The organism is Gilvibacter sp. SZ-19 (genome assembly GCF_002163875.1).
Classification (GTDB): Bacteria; Bacteroidota; Bacteroidia; order Flavobacteriales; family Flavobacteriaceae; genus Gilvibacter.
The window spans coordinates 2,164,849-2,182,611 of sequence record NZ_CP019333.1 but is presented as its reverse complement, the minus strand read 5'-3'; the positions used below and the strand labels follow the sequence as shown (position 1 = coordinate 2,182,611).

The window sequence follows — 17,763 nt, the reverse complement described above, 5'->3', positions numbered from 1 at the left end:
AAAATCCCGCCGATTGGCGGGATTTTTTTATTTATCGTTTTAAGGTGAAGTGTCCTCTAAATTCTTTTTCAACTTCGTCTTCATCATAGATCACCTGGAACCAGTAGTCGCTAGATGGCATCGGGTTTCCGTTATAGGTTCCATCCCAGCCTGGACCCAGTGGACTCAGCTGCTTGAGCAGTTTCCCGAAGCGATCGTAGATGTAGATCTGCGCCGTCGGATTGCTCGCTATTCCTATGATGTTCCACGTATCGTGATAGCCGTCTTGGTTCGGGGTGAAGAACAGCGGATAGTCGATCACGCCCACCGGGATACTCACGCTTCCACATCCGTTCTGATCCACTATGGTTACTATATGATCTCCAGGGCTCACATTGGTGAACAAACCACTCTCCTGAAGCGGTCCGTCATCCAACTGGAAGAAGTACACGCCCAGTCCGCTAGCCTCCGCCTGGATCTGATGATCGTCTGCAAAGGCGTTGGTGATCACCTCGGCACTGAATGTGGTCGGTGGCGAGGATACCGTTACCGTGGTCGAGGCCTCTGCACTACATCCCAAGCCGCTGGTGGTCTCCGTTGCAATAACCGTATAGGTTCCTCCTGCTCTGGCTACAATGCTCGAAGTGGTCTCTGGCAATGGATTGCCGTTTAAGAACCACTCAAAAGTATAGTCCAGATCACTAAGACCCGTGTTTAGTACCGGTGGTGAAGCTTCGCCCGATTCGTTCTGGATCGGATTGCCAAACTCATCCACACACAGTCTGTAACTGTCCTCCAAGCTGATCACCGGTAGTGGTGATACCTCTAGGGTGAGTGTGGTGATGGCAAAACAGCCCGTGTCCGTATTGGTCACTCGGGCCCAGATCACCTGTGGGTTCTCTGTGTTGATATAACTGTCCGGTAGTGCATTGTCTCCCGTAGTGGCGTCTGCATCACTGGCGTGGTAGCTAACCACATAGATCACCGGATCTTGTCCGCCCAGTATCTCTGCATCTTGGGTAGAGAGAGTAAACTCTCCGATGCCGTCCGTGCCATCGCCTACATTATCACAAATGCGGTACACTGCGGCCGGCGCAGTGGCCGTGGCGCCTTCTCTAACCTCGATGTTAAAGCTCTGCGTGGCCGAGTAACAGCCCGTTACCGTATTGGTAATGCGTACATAGATCGTCTGTGGGTTGGTCACATTCACAAAGGCCTCTGGCGTGGCAATGGCGTTGATGCCTGCATCGGCATCGGCCTCTACCTCGTGGAAGCTCACCTGTAAGTCTGTAGGATCTTGTCCGCCTAGGATCTCTGGGATCTTCGTGTTTAGATCAAAGGTCGCTACCCCGTCGGTGGCTACCTCACAGATGATATAATCACTCACCTCCGGAGCCTCCGGTAGTGGGTGCACTATAATCGGTAACTCTACCAAGGTAAAGCAGCCTGTGGTATCATTGGTAATGCGTACCCAGATGATCTGTGGTGTCTCTATATTGCTATAGGCCGTCGGATCGGCTATGGCCAAGAGTGGATCGCCTATCCTAGCATCGGCCTCAGTTTCATAATAACTCGCCGATACTCCTGGCTCTCCGCCTATGATCTCTGCCTCTCTTTGGGTTAGGTCTATAACCTCTATCCCATCGCCTACCGTTACTTCATCACACACCTCTATCGGATCTGGATCCGTGTTCGGTGATGGATTAGGCAATACCCGTATCGTTAAGGTAGTGAACGACACACAGCCCGTGTCCCCGTCCGTTACTCGTACCCAGATCGTCTGTGGGTTCACCGTGTTGGTGTAGTCCGTAGCAGGGTCAATGGCGTTGGTATCGTCTTGAGCGTCCATCTCTGTGGTGTAGTACTGTACCAGTAAGCCTGGAGCTCCTAGGGTAATGTCGTCTTCTGCCTGAGTCAGATCAAAACTTGCAAAACCGTCTGCAGTCTCATCATCACAACGCTCCAGAGCATCCAGATCGCCTGGCGCTGCTATAACCGGTGGCAAGCTCACAATCAGCTCAAAGCTACCCACACTAGCGCAGCCCGTTACTGGGTCAAATAAGCGTACCCAGATCGTCTGCGGATTGGTCGTGTTCACAAAGGCCGCTGGCGTTACTATTGGCATCACCCCGGCCAAGGCATCTGCCTCGCTTAGGTGATAGCTCAGATCCAGCGTCGCTGGGTCTTGGCTGCCGTAGATCTCCGGATCCTTGGTGGTTAGATCAAACACCGCGATGCCGTCATCGTCGTCGTCACAGATCACATAGTCTTCGATCTCCAGAGGTAGCTCTGGGGAGTTCAGTACAATAAGCTCTAGCTCTACAATGGTAAAGCAGCCTGTTAGGGTGTTTTCTACTCTAGCGTATACGATCTGGCTGTAGGCCACAATGTTCGCATAGGGCGAGCTAAGTGGGAACAGATCGGCCTGCGCGTCTGCCAAGGTCTCGTGGTAGCTCACCACTACATCCGGCTCCCCGTTAATGATCTCTACATCTCTATCGGTGAGTATAAAATTGTCTACAAAACCGTCGTTGTCCGCATCACAGATCTCTATTGGAGTAGGATCTGGGGTTGGACTCGGTTGTGGGTTTACGCGTAAGTCTAAGGTAACCACATCGCTTACAAAACAGCCCGTGTCTGGATCCTCCACCCGTACGTAGATCGTCTGTGGGTTGCTCGTGTTGGTGTAGGGACTCGTAAGTGGGTTGTCTCCCGTGTCTGCATCCGCCGCAGTCTCGTGGTAGGTCACTATCAAAGAAGTGTCGCCTCCTGTGATCTCTGGGGTAGCCAACTCCAAGTCAAACTCCTCAACCTCATCGCCCGGATTGTTCACATCACAAAGCTCCAAAGGCGCCGGTGGGAAAACCTCCGGTGGGAAGTTTACAATCAGCTCTAAGGTCGTGGTTGCCGTACACAAATTCGTGTTGTCGGTAACCAATACAAAGACCGTCTGTGGGTTGGTCAAGTTCGTATAGGCCGTAGCAGGAGCGATCAGCGAAGTGAAGGCCGCATCCTCATAGTATTCTACCGTATAGTCCGCAGGGTCCAAGCCGTCCAAGATCTCTGGGGCCTTCACCGTTAGGTCAAACACCACTATGCCATCGTCGTTGTCGTCACAGGCCAGTAACGGCTCCGGATCTACGATCTGTGGCGTGTCTAAGACGATCAGTTGGAGTTCCACGATCACGAAACACTCGTCTCCTGTGGTAACTGCATTGGCAACACGTGCATATACCGTTTGTGTACCAAATACAATGTTGTTATACGGACTCGTTAATGGCAATACGCCGTTGGTAGCGTCTGCAAAGGTCTCGTGATAGGTAACCACAACGTCTGGATCTCCTCCGGTTATCTCGAGCGTTGCATCTTCTAAAGTAAAGACTCCGAAGCCATCGTTATCAGGATCACAATACTCCAAAGGTGTTGGAGTAACAGCAGCCGGAGCATCTAATACTTCTAACTCTAAGGTGGTTGTATCATAACACCCTGTTGTAATAGATTCCACCCGTACATAGATGGTCTGAGGGTTGGTTACGTTTGTGTAGTTGGTTGGTAAGGCTGGCGCGCCTGCATCAGCATCTGCCAGTGTCAAATAAAAACTTACAGCAAGATCCACAGCTCCACCAGTAATCTCTGGGATCTTAACGGTTAGGTCAAACTCGGTGAATCCGTCGGCAACACCATCGTCACAAAGAATGTAAGGAGTTGGATCTACAAAGACCGGCACCGGATCAACCACCAAATTGAACTCACCTACGCTGATACATCCATCTGTACTTTCTAGACGCACATAGATGGTCTGCGGGTTGGAAATGTTGTTATAAGCAGTTGGTGTAGCTATAGGTGCTGTTCCTGCTGCCGCGTCTGCCGCAGTTTCGTGATAGGTAAAGATCACTCCTGCTGGTGCCGGAGAGATAAGCGGCTCCATGGTTGTAAGGTCAAAGAGTGCTATGCCATCGTTAGAAGGATCATCACACAACACATAGTCCGGAATCGGATCGTTCACAACCGGGCCATCCAATACGTCGAGAACTAGCTCTACGGTAGCATAACAGCCAGAGGCAGACTCTTCCAAGCGTGCATAGACTGTCTGCGGATCTGAGGTGTTCGTATACGGACTAATTAAAGCATCAGCAGGATCTCCTACATCTGCCAAGGCCAAGGTTTCGTAATAACGCACCACTAAACCTGTACCACCATCAATGATCTGGGCATCTGCGTCGGTTAGCGTAAACTCAGCAAAACCATCAAAAGGGAAGTCACAGATCTCTAAAGGATCTGGGGTTCCAGGGACGGGTGTAGTTCCAATAATTAGGGTAATGTCATCGCCAGCATCACAACTACCGTCGGAAACAATAACACGATAGGTACCAGAAGTGGTAGCTGTATAGGTGGAAGCGGTCTCACCTGGCAACAAGGTTCCGTCTTGATACCATTCGTAAGTCACTCCAGGCACGCCTGGATCTGCATCTAAAATGATCGGCCCGCCATCACAAACGCTCATGTCTGGGCCAAGATCCACAGTAAACGGAGTGTCTACGGTAACTATGACCTCATCTTCAAGCACCACAATCTCACCATTACAGGTGTTGGTATAAGTGACGCGAGCTGTATAAGTGGTGGTTACTGTTGGAGAAACCGTAAGTGTTGGAGAAATACCAACTACCGCTCCAGTGTCGTCTAACCATTCAAACACATAAGACGGAGCTCCAGCTGGCGCGAATCGCCATGCCTCGTTAGTAGTTGTCCAAGGAGAATCTGAAGTATTTCGGCCTGGTGGCACATAGGCCAAGTCTCCGTCGTTATTTTGAATTCCGACGGCGGCATTTCCGCTATTCCATGTAGGACAGACCGGTTTATCTTGAATGTAGATGTCAATGATGTTCGAGAATTCATAAAACACCGCCATATGGGTTGCCAGCAAGTCATTACAAGTTCCTGAGAACATCGCAACCTCATAGAAAGAAACCACTAATGCACGGTTCGGATAGGTGCCGAGTACTTCATATCCAATCTCGTTACCAGGGTTGATCCCCGGGTGAATATCATGTACTGGAGTAAAAACATTTGCCTCGCCTAAGGTAGGATTGGTATTATTAGGCAAGTCCTCAGAAAAGGCCCAACCGTTCGAGGCATCTCCTGGGTCCACATCAAAGCGAATAACCCCATTAGAGCCTACTTGGAACTCTTGCTCCAAGTCTCCGAAGAAACAAAAGTCAAAGGGCAGTGTATCAACTGCAGACCACGTATCATCCGAAGTAATATCGATAGAATTTGCCAAGCCATCAAAAGGGAAAGGCGGGCTATACACAATTGGCGAAACCGTATAATCGGTACTAAAGGTCTCGAAGATCTCTTGAAAATCCGCCACTAAGGTCACACTTCCACCAGCATCACAATCTAAGGTCACGTCTGGCCCAGCGTCTACAAATAAGTTTCCTGGATCCGCACCGCCAAAGCCTATAAGGGCCGTAATGTCTATATCATCGTTATTGGTACAGCCGGCTGCATCGGTCACCGTTAAGGTAACAGGATAAGCTCCTGAAGCTGCATAAGCGTGCACTACAGTGGTTCCAAATGCGGTAGCTCCATCACCGAAATCCCACTCATAAGTGGCTCCCGTACCGTCCATAGAGAAAACAGCACTTCCGTTAAAGGTAATGTTCTCCCCTACTGCTGCGGATATAGTTCCATCTGCAGCGGCCGGAGGTGTTGAACTGTCAAAGACCGCATTGATCACTTGACAACAACTTATATTCGCCTCCCAACCCGGTGAGTTGATCACAAAGTCAGAATTCCACTCTAAAGTCAAACAACCAGAAGCACCTGTTGCAGCCACAAAGCCTGGACCTGCAGTTCCGGAAAAGTCACCAATAACAGGCGAAGCCGTGTCAGGTCCGTCATAAATGGTAAGCACATCGGCACCTGCTTGGGTACTGAAGAAGGTAAAATCAAGTTCAATGCCAATGCCAGGAGTATCTGAACAAAGGGTCATCACTATAGTTTCATCATTGCTGTAGGGCGCAGCAGGACCACCGGTATCATAAAGGGTACCGGTACATAGGAAAAAGGTTCCGTCTTGAATATTGATGTCCTGCGCGTGGGTCGAAGCCCAGCCCAGAAGCACCAGAAGTATTAAGGTAATTTTTTTCATCATAGCTAGTTGAGAAGAGGATTAGCGATCTTTCCGGGATTCTTGCGGTTGGATCACAATGAGATAATCTGTTCCATCCACATGGAAAACTTGCGTTTCTGGCTCGTAAAATCCAAGTTGATATTTGAACGGATTGAAGGTGGTTGGGTCAAAGCTCGCATCGCGCATAAGTCCTTTGTTGTAAAGATCGAACAAGGGCACTTGCGAGAGCTTTTTGTAGTTGCCGGCAGCCAGTTTATCCTTATCCGAACTAATGAAAGAAATACGATTCTCTAAGAAGTCTTTCATAAAGACATATCGGCGGCTATCTGGGGTGATCATCCTACTACCTTCTCCGGTGTAAACCTGAGCTATAAATCGATCAAAATTTCCCGGATCAGGTTTGGTGGTCTGCGCAAATACAAGCGGAGCGCACATCAAGGCGAACACTAAGCTCACCCAACAAATTTTTCTAATTTTCATTGCAGGGAATATAAAGGGGGAAAATTAAGAAAATTTTATGACTTACTCGCTTAAAGAATAGCGGTTTCACCACAATTTTATGTGAAGATATCATCTAAAAACAGGGGTTTGAGTATCTTTGCATACGCTTTAAAGCGCAAGCTATATATGGATTTAGAAAAACAACTTAAGGAAATAGAAGCCATGGGCGATGAACACGTTGGTTCATCTACCGATACTCCATTGCGTCCTGATGCTTTTGAACTGAGCGATATAGAGAAGATAGATCGCATCAAAGGGCAAGTAAAAGAGATCATGGAAACCCTGGGCTTAGATTTAGAGGATGACAGTCTTAAAGGAACTCCAACCCGAGTTGCCAAGATGTTTGTCAACGAGATCTTTGGTGGTCTCCACCCAGACAGAAAACCGTCTGCCTCCACCTTTGAAAACAAATACAAGTACGGAGAAATCCTGGTAGAAAAGAACATAACCCTTTACTCTACCTGCGAGCACCATTTGCTGCCTATCGTTGGGAAAGCCCACGTGGCATATATCTCTAAAGGCACCGTGGTAGGTCTTTCTAAGATGAATCGCATAGTCGATTATTACGCCAAGCGTCCTCAGGTTCAGGAACGCCTGACCATGCAGATCGTTAAAGAATTGCAAGCCGTTTTAGGCACCCAAGATGTTGCTTGTGTTATAGATGCCAAACACCTTTGTGTGAATTCACGCGGGATACGCGATATCGATTCCAGTACAGTGACGAGCGAATTTGGCGGCAAATTCAAAGACCCGGCAGTTCGCAGAGAGTTTCTCGATTATATTAATTTAGATACTGAATTCTAATAGCTCCATTTAAAGGAGCAATTTAATTACCTGGCCATTCCATGATCCAGCAAGAACTACGCATTTACAATTCCCTGACCAAAGAAAAGGAAGTCTTTAAACCCATTACACCCGGTGCTGTTGGGATGTATGTCTGCGGACCTACTGTGTACAGTAACGTGCATTTGGGAAACTGTCGTACTTTCCTGTCTTTCGATCTGGTATTTCGCTATTTGCGTCACTTGGGGTATAAGGTGCGCTATGTGCGCAACATTACCGATGCTGGGCACTTGGAGAACGATGCCGATAGCGGCGAAGACAGAATTGCCAAAAAGGCGCGTATTGAGCAGTTGGAACCCATGGAGATTGTACAGCGTTATACGGTGGACTTTCACCAGATCATGGCCAAATTCAACGCTTTGCCACCGAGTATTGAACCTACGGCTACGGGCCACATCATTGAGCAGCAACGCATTGTTCAGGAGATCTTGGACAAGGGATATGCCTACGAAAAGAATGGATCGGTGTATTTCGATGTTTTGAAATTCAACCAGGACAAAGCTTACGGAAAACTCAGCGGACGCAAGTTGGAAGACATGATCGCGAACACTCGCGAGTTGGCTGCGCAGAGCGAGAAGAAGAATCCACAGGATTTTGCACTTTGGAAAAAGGCGGAGCCGGAACACATTATGCGTTGGCCGTCTCCTTGGAGCGATGGCTTCCCGGGCTGGCATTTGGAATGTACAGCCATGAGCACCAAGTATCTGGGAGACAATTTTGATATTCACGGCGGAGGGATGGACCTTAAGTTTCCGCATCACGAATGTGAGATCGCACAGGCCGAAGCCTCTACCGGGATCAATCCGGTGAATTATTGGATGCACGCCAATATGCTTACCCTTAACGGGAAGAAAATGGCGAAATCCACAGGAAACAATATTCTACCAGACGAGTTGTTCTCTGGTAATAATGATATTCTCAGCAAGGCCTTTGCTCCAACGGTTGCAAAGTTCTTTATGTATCAGGCGCACTACAGAAGTATCTTGGATTTCTCTAACGATGCCCTAATCGCTTCAGAGAAAGGTTACTTGCGCCTAATGGAGGCCTACGGGATGATCGATGAGCTACGCGCCGGAACCAGTTCAGATTATGACGTCGCAGCTTGGAAGCAGTCCTGCTACGATGCGATGAACGACGACTTTAACAGCCCGATCCTCATAGCCCATTTGTTTGATGCGGCCAAGTTGATCCATGCAGTCGCAGAAGGCAATCAGCAATTAAACGCTGCGGATATTGCCCTGCTAAAACAAACCATGCACGACTTCATGTTCGAAGTTATGGGCTTGGAAACTGTTGGCAATGGCGGCGGAGACACCGATAAGCTAGATAAAACTGTTGGGCTGCTTATAGAACTTAGAAATCAGGCGCGTGCCAATAAAGATTTTGCCACTAGCGATTCTATTCGCGATCAATTGGCCGAAGCGGGTATTCAGCTCAAAGACAGCAAAGAAGGCACCACCTACTCTTTAAAGTAAGCCCGTGGAGCTGCTCAAACAAATACTGATCGCTCCCTTTTTACTGCTGATCAAGTTGTATCAATGGATCATTTCGCCGCTAACCCCGGCTACTTGTCGCTTTGAACCCACTTGCTCACACTATGCTGTAGATGCCTTAAAAACCCACGGATTATTCAAGGGCAGTTGGTTGGCAGCCAAACGTATTGGCAGATGTCATCCTTGGGGTGGTTCTGGTTATGATCCGGTTCCTCCAAAATCCGGCGCAGCCAAAACGGGCTCAGAAACACAAGAAAATTAAGAATCCCTTAAGGGCAGAGCCGAGTAGCTTTGTTATCTTTAAGGCGAAATAGACTACCACCATGCAATATTTAGGTTTTACCTGGAACCCCATAGAAGGGCTAGAGATTGGATCATTCACCCTTAGATTCTACAGTTTGTCATATGTATTGGCCTTTGTTTTGGGCTGGTATTTAATGAAGCGGATCTTTGAAAACGAGAAAGAGAACCTGGAAAAATTGGATAGCCTTTTTATTTATATGGTGTTGGCGATTCTCTTCGGAGCGCGCTTGGGTCATGTAATCTTTTACCAGCCAGAACTCTTTACGCAAGATTTCTTTTCGGTATTCCTGCCGATAAGAACCACGCCAGAATTCGAGTTTACAGGCTTTAAAGGCTTGGCAAGTCATGGGGCGACCATAGGTGTTGTTATTGCCCTTATTCTTTACAACAGAAAAAAACTTAAAAAGAACGTGCTTTGGATCTTTGACCGAATCACCGTCCCAGCAGCCATAGGCGCAGCCTTTGTGCGTTTGGGGAATTTTATGAACTCAGAGATCGTTGGGAAAGTGAGCGGCGATTACGCCTTTGGCGTGCAGTTGGTTCGCAACGACCTCAACCCAGGCGAAGTGATGTCAATTACCGGAAAGAAAGACGTAGGCGAGGCCTACAGCGCCATAGTGAACGACCCACAATTTGCCGAGGTTTTGGCGGCAGTACCTTTTAGACACCCCACACAGATCTATGAAGCATTAGGCTATGTACTCACTTTTGCGATCATGTATTTGGTGTATTGGAAGACCGACAAAAAATGGCGTTTGGGCTATATGTTCGGTTTGTTCTTTGTCCTGCTTTGGAGCGTACGCTTTGTGGTAGAATTCATGAAAGAATCGCAAGGAGATGAATACCTGACCACCTTTGGCCTCAACACAGGCCAACTACTTAGTATTCCATTTATAATCTTTGGGCTATATCTGATGTTCCGCAAACCGACCTTTTACAAAACAAAAACTGCTTAGATGCGACGAATTTTTTATAGCGGAATCGTTTTAGCACTGTTATTTAGCAGTTGCAAGGATACTTCGGATGCTAATAAGACTGTTACTGCCAAAGAGATCACCTTTATTAAAGAAGGTGAGCTGACCATAGTAAAGCCCGACAGCATTGGAAGTATTGCCATAGACATTGAAGTGGCAGACAACGAATACGAACGCCAGACCGGGCTAATGTATCGCAACGGAATGGAAGAAAAACAGGGCATGCTGTTCATTATGGACCAGGAACGCCAGCAAGCCTTTTATATGAAGAACACCCGCTTCCCCTTAGACATTATCTACATTGGGAGCAACCAAAAAGTAGTGAGCATTCAAAAGAACGCTCGGCCGCTAAACACGAGCTCGCTCCCATCTGGAGCTCCCGCTAAATATGTGTTGGAACTCAATGGCGGCCTGACTGACCAATGGAATATAAAAGTTGGCGATTCGCTCAGCTGGGAAATTCAATAAAAACACCAAGCATAAAAAAAGCCACTCGTCTGAGTGGCTTTTTTATTTATTTCTAGATCGGATTAAGCAGCTTGATCTTCTGCTTCTTCGTCTTTCTTAGCATTCTTATCGGTAAGGTCGATTCCGCGTTTTTTAACAGTATCGAACATTACTGGAGTTGCGATGAACATCGATGAATAGGTACCTACTACCACACCCACGATCAAGGCGAAGATCAATCCGCGGATCGATTCAGCTCCTAAGAAGAAAATAGAAAGTAGTACGATCAATGTAGTTAACGAGGTGTTCAACGTACGACTCAAGGTACTGTTCAAAGCTCCATTGATGATGCGGTCCATCTTCCAAGTAGAGTGCTCGTTAAAGTACTCACGAATACGGTCAAACACAACCACGGTATCGTTGAGCGAGTACCCGATCACCGTCAGGATCGCCGCAATGAACGACTGGTCGATCTCCATATTGAAAGGCATGATCTTATAGGTGAGCGAGAATACTCCGAGTACGATAAGTACATCGTGGAATACCGCAACTACAGCACCCAAAGAGAACTGCCATCTTCTAAATCGCAATAAGATATATAGGAATACAACGATCAGCGATCCGAGTACCGCCAAGAAAGATCCTTGTTGGATATCATCGGCAATGGTTGGACTCACTTTGTTAGACTCCATAACCCCAACTTGCTTATCGACCTTGCCGCTGCTACTAGAGAACTCATCAAATGTTAGGTCCGCAGGTAGATTTGGCTTAAGTCCGTTATAAAGCAATTCTTCTATCTCGCGATCCACTTCCAAGCCAGTTTCTTCTACCTTGAACTTGGTGGTGATCTTAAGCTGATTGTCGCTACCGTAAGTCTTTGCCTCCGCAGAACCATAAACTTCTATGAGATCCTGAGAAACTTCTTCTACGTTAACATCTTTGTCAAAGCGCACGATGTAGGTACGTCCTCCCACAAAGTCAACCCCCATATTCAAAGAGTTGGTGAAAAGGGATCCTAAGCTAATGGCGATCAAAATACCAGAAATGATATAAGCGATCTTGCGCTTGCCAAGGAAGTCGATGTTTACGTTCTTGAATAGGTTCTTAGTGGCAGGAGTTGAGAAATTCAAGCTCTTACCGTTCTTAGTATACCAATCGATCAACAAACGCGTGATAAAGATCGCGGTAAACAAAGAAGTCAAGATACCGATCAATAAGGTAGTGGCGAAACCTTTAATAGGTCCTGTACCGAAAACCAAGAGAATGATACCTGTTAGACCTGTGGTGATGTTCGCATCTAAGATAGAAGACAAAGCGTTGTTGAAACCGTCTTTAATAGCCAGTTTCTGGGCTTTCCCTTTCTGTAATTCTTCACGGATACGCTCAAAGATAAGTACGTTCGCATCCACAGAAATACCAATGGTAAGTACAATACCCGCAATACCAGGAAGGGTCAATACCGCTCCAGGAATACCAGCCAAACATCCGAAGATGAACAAAATGTTCACTATCAAGGCAACGTCGGCAAAAAGTCCGGCGAAACCGTAGTAGAATACCATCCATACCAAAACAAATAACAAGGCGATCCCAAAGGAGATCATACCACTGTTAATAGCTTCTTTACCAAGTGTTGGTCCTACAACCGCTCCTTGGATCATCTCTGCACGTGCAGGAAGTTTACCAGCTCTAAGTACGTTGGCAAGGTCTTCTCCTTCTACTACAGTAAAGTCTCCGGTGATCTGTGTTCTACCTCCAGAAATAGCACCGTTGCTAACGCTTGGAGCAGAGTATACCACGTCATCAAGGACAACAGCGATCTGGCTGCGGTTCTTAAAGGCATCTGCGGTCATTTTCTCCCAGATCTGTGCTCCAACTCCGTTCATCTGCATGTCTACAGCAACTTTGTTGTACTGGTCGTAAGTTTGAGCCGCATCTACGATTACCCCACCACTAAGTGGAGCCTTTTCTTCTGCATTGCTCTTTAGCGCATATAGAGAAACCAATTCTTCTCCTGCGATATCGTCCATTTGAGGAATCCCCCAAACAAACTTAGCATAGCGGATGCCTTGTGGCATTCTCGCTTTTACCTGCGGATTGTTCAAAATTGCGTTAACAGCCTCTACATTCTCTGGCTTAACGCGCATAAGAGTTGCACCACCGGTAAAACCGAAGTCGTTGATCAGGTCGTTGAGTGGCGTGTTAGAAACGCTAGTAGTCTCTGTTCCGTCTACATTGTCTCCTCCTAATAGGTTAGAAACATCATCGTCTAGATTAGTAGTGTCTTGAACAGTTTCTGCGCTTTCAGCTTCTTGTTTGTTGATGTTGGCCATAACGGCGTTTGCATCATTAAGGTAAGCAGCAACGTCTTCGTACTTGTAAAGATCCCAGAACTCCAAAAGGGCTGTACTGGTTAAAAGTTCCTTAGTACGCTCAATATCTTTAGCTCCCGGTAATTCTACCAAAATACGAGCAGACTGCCCGATACGCTGAATGTTTGGCTGTGTAACCCCAAACTTATCGATACGTTTTCTAAGTACTTCGAACGCAGAAACGATAGACTCGTCGATCTTTTGACGTAAGATAGGCTTCACCTCATCGTTGGTCATGTCTAGGTCGATCAGATCGTCTAAGGTACGGTTGGCAAAGATCTTTGGGCTAGCCAATTGATTGTCTCCAGGAATAGCCTCAAACGCCTCGAAGAATGACTCTAAGTAAGTGTCTTGAGACTGTGTCTGTAAAGAATCGGCATCGTTAAGTGCCTTTACAAAGGCAGGGTGCTCAGAATTGTCCGCCAATCCTTTAAGGATATCGCGCACAGAGATCTGAAGCGTTACGTTGATACCCCCTTGAAGGTCAAGACCGCGCTTAAGCTCTTTTTCTTTGGCCGATTTGTAATCGATCCCGAAAAGTACAGGCTGGGCCGCAACTGAATCTAAATATTGGTTCTCTAGTGCCTCACGCCCTTCTGGGTCGGTCTCTGGCAACAAGGATTGCGCATAGGTTTTTGCGTCACTTTCAACCTTACTGGAAATGAAAGTATAGGAAAGTTGGTAAATACTCACCAAGCCAAACAGTATCGCGAATACCGTTATAAGTCCTTTGTTTTGCATGATTATTTTTTTTGTGTCGGATTTTAAACGCGCAAATATAAAGCTTAGCGCCTAAGCCGACAATGAATATGATATATACTTTAAATAGCTGGTTGAGGGTTTCAAACCTCTAAAGACAAAAGTTGGGAAGGCCTCGGTTTTGAAAAGTTGTCGAGTCCTCTAAAATCCCTTAGACCGTGGGGCCCGCACGCACTTCAGGAAGTAAGTATGCGTGTCGTGGATTTAATTGGTTATTCGTAGCACCGAGCTGAGCCTTGGTTGCTTTAGGTAAAGTAGGCAGCTCAAACTCCGCATAAACAAGGAATCCTGCACTGCTAGGATGCGTTAAATGCTCTTTGACTTGGAACTCTACTACAGGTGCGCCTTCAATGTCTAGGTCTGTTCCAGTTTCATGCAACTCATAGACGTCTAATTGATAGGCTGTCAGCACATCCTGCTCGGGCGTCTGTGGCGCATCCAAAGGCTGATGTAAGGCAAGACCCGCATCGGCAAGCAGCTGTTGGATCTGAGCAACGCTTAAGTTACTGGAATAGGTGATCTTGAGCTCACCCGCTCCTACTTCTAGCAGCTGAATATTATTCGCTCCTGCCTTTTGAAGCTGAGATTTAACTTCTGCAATAGCTTGCTGGGCATTCTCTTGGGTGAATCCTTGCTCGGTAAACTGAAGCGCGATCTCTTGCTGAGACAGCAAGTTACGATCCATTTGCACTCCTAGCGAAACTAGCAGTACAAAGAGCGCTCCGTATAACCATTTTGAATTCATGCGCCAAATATAAAGGATTCTTAGGGTTTTTAAAAGGGAGTACTCTTTTGAAAATCAAAGAAATTCCCCCGAAGCAGCAATCATAAAAAAAGCCACCCGAAGGTGGCTTTAAATTTTTATATCGATCAGCGATTATAGCTCTAACAAACCGTTGGTTTTCTGAACTCCAGCAGCACTTTCTTGCAGGTGTGCTTTCTCTGCATCAGAAAGGTCGATCTCTACGATCTTCTCAATACCGTTTCTACCCAATACTACAGGCACTCCGATACATAGGTCGCTGAGTCCGTACTCACCTTCTAGTAAAGCAGAACAAGGGAATATCTTCTTCTGGTCGCAAGCAATGGCTTGTACCAAAGCACTTACAGCAGCACCTGGCGCGTACCAGGCAGAAGTTCCTAAAAGCTTGGTCAAGGTAGCACCACCTACCTTAGTATCCTCTTTCACTTGGTCTAGACGTTCGTCTGAGATGAACTCGCTTACAGGAACAGAGTTACGAGTAGCCAAACGCGTTAGCGGCACCATTCCTTTGTCACTGTGTCCTCCAATAACCATACCGTCCACATCGCTAATTGGTGCTCCTAAAGCCTCTGCCAAACGATACTTGAAACGCGCGCTGTCTAGTGCTCCACCCATTCCGATGATACGGTGCTTAGGCAGCCCAGTAGTTTTATGAGTCAAATAGGTCATGGTGTCCATTGGGTTACTCACCACGATCATAATTGCGTTTGGAGATTGCTCAATAAGCGCAGCAGATACTGACTTTACGATCCCAGCGTTGATTCCGATAAGCTCTTCGCGAGTCATTCCAGGTTTACGTGGAATACCAGATGTGATCACTACGATATCACTGTTAGCCGTTTTGGTATAGTCGTTGGTGGTTCCAACAATACGGGTATCAAATCCGTTAAGGGAAGCCGTTTGCATCAAGTCCATGGCCTTTCCTTCTGCATATCCTTCTTTGATGTCCAACAGAACAACTTCCGAAGCAAAATCCTTAATGGCAATGTACTCTGCGCAACTTGCTCCTACAGCTCCGGCGCCTACAACAGTAACTTTCATAGTATTTATTTTTATTAGGTGTTAAATTTTGTGCAAAATTACGAAATAAAGCAGTTTGTAGCAGCACCTTAACCTAATATTAAAGCAAAACCCCTTTGCGAATCTTTCAAATTCCATAAAGCAGGCCCAATTGCATTTAAAATTGGACATAAAAAAACACCCGCTATGGGGTGTTTTCTTTTTTATTGCTGATGGAGTTTAGGCATCGATGTTCGCATAAACTGCATTCTTCTCGATAAACTCGCGACGCGGCGGCACCTCGTCTCCCATAAGCATGGAGAAGATACGATCTGCCTCGGTTCCGTTGTCTATGGTTACCTGACGCAAAGTTCTAAACTCTGGATTCATGGTAGTGTCCCAAAGCTGCTCCGCATTCATCTCTCCAAGACCTTTGTAGCGTTGAATAGTTGCAGAACCGCCAAAGCTCTCTACAATTTGGTCGCGTTCTTTGTCATCCCACGCATAGGACTTTTTAGCTCCTTTTTTCACTAAGTATAGTGGTGGCGTTGCAATGTATACGTGTCCTGCCTCGATCAGATCGCGCATATAACGGAAAAAGAATGTCAAGATCAAGGTAGCAATGTGACTACCATCCACATCCGCATCACACATGATCACGATCTTGTGGTAACGCAGTTTTTCTAAGTTCAAGGCTTTACTGTCCTCTTCGGTTCCAATAGTTACCCCAAGAGCAGTAAAGATGTTGCGGATCTCTTCGTTCTCGAAAACCTTGTGTTGCATGGCCTTTTCCACATTCAAGATCTTACCACGAAGTGGCAAAATAGCTTGGAAATTACGGTCACGACCTTGTTTAGCTGTTCCCCCTGCAGAGTCTCCCTCCACGAGGAATACTTCACATTTTTCTGGATCTTGCTCCGAACAGTCAGAAAGCTTTCCAGGAAGTCCTCCTCCGCTCATTACTGTTTTACGCTGCACCATCTCGCGAGCTTTACGTGCCGCATGGCGCGCTTGAGCCGCTAGGATCACCTTCTGAACGATGGTCTTAGCATCTTGAGGGTTTTCTTCCAAATAGTTCTCTAACATCTCGGAGACCGCCTGAGAAACCGCAGAAGTTACCTCACGGTTACCGAGTTTGGTTTTAGTCTGTCCTTCGAACTGAGGCTCAGATACCTTTACAGAGACTATAGCCGTTAATCCTTCACGGAAATCATCCCCAGAAATATCAAACTTCAATTTGTCTAACATCCCAGAAGAATCGGCGTATTTCTTTAAAGTAGTGGTCAATCCACGTCTAAAACCAGAAAGGTGCGTACCACCCTCGTGGGTGTTGATATTGTTTACATAAGAATGCAGGTTCTCGTTAAAGGAAGTGTTGTAGATCATGGCCACCTCAACAGGAGTTCCATTCTTTTCGCCTTCCATAGAGATCACATCTGCTATGATAGGTTCACGTGTATCGTCTAGATACTTGATAAACTCTTTAAGTCCTTCTGTACTGTGGAAGGTCTCAGTAATCTCATTGCCTTCTTCGTCCTTATGACGACGGTCGGTAATGGTAATAGTGATTCCCTTGTTCAAGAAAGCCAACTCGCGTAGACGACTTGCCAAAGTATCGTAATTGTAGACCAATACCTGAGTAAAGATCACCGGGTCTGGCTTAAAGGTCACCGTGGTACCTCGCTGATCTGTTGTCCCTACTGATTTTACCGGATACAAGGTCTTTCCGCGCTCGTACTCTTGCTCCCAGACTTTACCATCGCGGTAAACAGTAGCTTTTAAGTGCTCTGAGAGTGCGTTAACACAACTCACCCCAACTCCGTGCAAACCTCCGGATACCTTGTAGGAGTCCTTGTCGAACTTACCTCCGGCACCGATCTTGGTCATTACCACTTCTAGGGCAGAAACACCTTCTTTTTTATGTATATCGACAGGAATACCCCGTCCGTTATCTTGTACTGTTATGGAGTTGTCTTCGTTGATCCAAACTCCGATGGTATCACAATGGCCTGCAAGCGCCTCATCGATGGAGTTATCGACAACCTCGTATACCAAATGATGCAGTCCTCGAACCCCGACATCTCCAATGTACATGGAGGGTCTTTTTCGAACGTGCTCCATGCCTTCAAGGGCCTGGATACTGTCTGCACCATACCCTTTTTTATTCTGCTCGTCACTCATAAAAGTTAGCTGATTT

Annotated in this window: 11 protein-coding genes; 5 read left to right on the top strand and 6 right to left on the bottom strand. The window is 46.8% G+C overall.

Going from position 1 to position 17,763, the window contains the following annotated elements:
- Positions 1–31: 31 nt before the first annotated feature.
- Positions 32–6,136 carry a T9SS type B sorting domain-containing protein gene (locus BTO09_RS10145; protein ID WP_087524667.1) on the bottom strand — a complete coding sequence of 2,035 codons (6,105 nt, stop codon included), beginning with the start codon at positions 6,134–6,136 and terminating at the stop codon, positions 32–34.
- A gap of 18 nt (positions 6,137–6,154) precedes the next feature.
- Positions 6,155–6,595, bottom strand: a complete 441-nt coding sequence (locus BTO09_RS10140) for a hypothetical protein (protein WP_157663485.1) — start codon at positions 6,593–6,595, stop codon at positions 6,155–6,157.
- A 147-nt stretch (positions 6,596–6,742) separates the two neighbouring features.
- Here BTO09_RS10140 and folE point away from each other — a divergent pair, with 147 nt between their 5' ends.
- The 5 genes from folE to BTO09_RS10115 all read left to right on the top strand — a co-directional run bounded on the left by folE (position 6,743) and on the right by BTO09_RS10115 (position 10,697).
- Positions 6,743–7,420 carry a GTP cyclohydrolase I FolE gene (gene folE, locus BTO09_RS10135; RefSeq protein WP_087524665.1) on the top strand — a complete coding sequence of 226 codons (678 nt, stop codon included), beginning with the start codon at positions 6,743–6,745 and terminating at the stop codon, positions 7,418–7,420.
- Positions 7,421–7,461: 41 nt separating this feature from the next.
- The gene (cysS, locus tag BTO09_RS10130) at positions 7,462–8,934 is read left to right on the top strand and encodes a cysteine--tRNA ligase (RefSeq protein WP_087524664.1); all 1,473 of its coding nucleotides are present in this window, start codon (positions 7,462–7,464) and stop codon (positions 8,932–8,934) included.
- Positions 8,935–8,944: 10 nt separating this feature from the next.
- Positions 8,945–9,214, top strand: coding sequence for a membrane protein insertion efficiency factor YidD (yidD, locus tag BTO09_RS10125; RefSeq protein WP_087525542.1), 270 nt, complete (start codon positions 8,945–8,947; stop codon positions 9,212–9,214).
- 61 nt (positions 9,215–9,275) lie between these two features.
- Positions 9,276–10,211 carry a prolipoprotein diacylglyceryl transferase gene (gene lgt, locus BTO09_RS10120; RefSeq protein ID WP_087524663.1) on the top strand — a complete coding sequence of 312 codons (936 nt, stop codon included), beginning with the start codon at positions 9,276–9,278 and terminating at the stop codon, positions 10,209–10,211.
- Positions 10,212–10,697 (top strand): DUF192 domain-containing protein, encoded by a 486-nt coding sequence (locus tag BTO09_RS10115; RefSeq protein WP_087524662.1) that lies wholly within the window; start codon positions 10,212–10,214, stop codon positions 10,695–10,697.
- 62 nt (positions 10,698–10,759) lie between these two features.
- On the opposite strand, the gene secDF is transcribed toward BTO09_RS10115, so the two are convergent.
- From secDF to gyrB, 4 genes are all read right to left on the bottom strand, one after another.
- Positions 10,760–13,786, bottom strand: coding sequence for a protein translocase subunit SecDF (secDF, locus tag BTO09_RS10110; protein WP_087524661.1), 3,027 nt, complete (start codon positions 13,784–13,786; stop codon positions 10,760–10,762).
- A 169-nt stretch (positions 13,787–13,955) separates the two neighbouring features.
- Complete coding sequence (locus BTO09_RS10105; RefSeq protein WP_087524660.1) at positions 13,956–14,549, bottom strand: hypothetical protein; 594 nt, start codon at positions 14,547–14,549, stop codon at positions 13,956–13,958.
- Positions 14,550–14,681: 132 nt separating this feature from the next.
- On the bottom strand, positions 14,682–15,608 hold the full coding sequence (mdh, locus tag BTO09_RS10100; RefSeq protein WP_087524659.1) for a malate dehydrogenase: 927 nt from the start codon (positions 15,606–15,608) through the stop codon (positions 14,682–14,684).
- 198 nt (positions 15,609–15,806) lie between these two features.
- Positions 15,807–17,747 carry a DNA topoisomerase (ATP-hydrolyzing) subunit B gene (gene gyrB / locus BTO09_RS10095; protein ID WP_087524658.1) on the bottom strand — a complete coding sequence of 647 codons (1,941 nt, stop codon included), beginning with the start codon at positions 17,745–17,747 and terminating at the stop codon, positions 15,807–15,809.
- Between the last annotated feature and the right edge of the window lie 16 nt (positions 17,748–17,763).

Excerpts from the sequence above, each read along its gene's own strand:
- BTO09_RS10145 (WP_087524667.1), bottom strand. The coding sequence starts at position 6,136 with ATGATGAAAAAAATTACCTTAATACTTCTGGTGCTTCTGGGCTGGGCT.
- BTO09_RS10140 (WP_157663485.1), bottom strand. The coding sequence starts at position 6,595 with ATGAAAATTAGAAAAATTTGTTGGGTGAGCTTAGTGTTCGCCTTGATG.
- folE (WP_087524665.1), top strand. The coding sequence starts at position 6,743 with ATGGATTTAGAAAAACAACTTAAGGAAATAGAAGCCATGGGCGATGAA.
- cysS (WP_087524664.1), top strand. The coding sequence starts at position 7,462 with ATGATCCAGCAAGAACTACGCATTTACAATTCCCTGACCAAAGAAAAG.
- lgt (WP_087524663.1), top strand. The coding sequence starts at position 9,276 with ATGCAATATTTAGGTTTTACCTGGAACCCCATAGAAGGGCTAGAGATT.
- BTO09_RS10115 (WP_087524662.1), top strand. The coding sequence starts at position 10,212 with ATGCGACGAATTTTTTATAGCGGAATCGTTTTAGCACTGTTATTTAGC.
- secDF (WP_087524661.1), bottom strand. The coding sequence starts at position 13,786 with ATGCAAAACAAAGGACTTATAACGGTATTCGCGATACTGTTTGGCTTG.
- BTO09_RS10105 (WP_087524660.1), bottom strand. The coding sequence starts at position 14,549 with ATGAATTCAAAATGGTTATACGGAGCGCTCTTTGTACTGCTAGTTTCG.
- mdh (WP_087524659.1), bottom strand. The coding sequence starts at position 15,608 with ATGAAAGTTACTGTTGTAGGCGCCGGAGCTGTAGGAGCAAGTTGCGCA.
- gyrB (WP_087524658.1), bottom strand. The coding sequence starts at position 17,747 with ATGAGTGACGAGCAGAATAAAAAAGGGTATGGTGCAGACAGTATCCAG.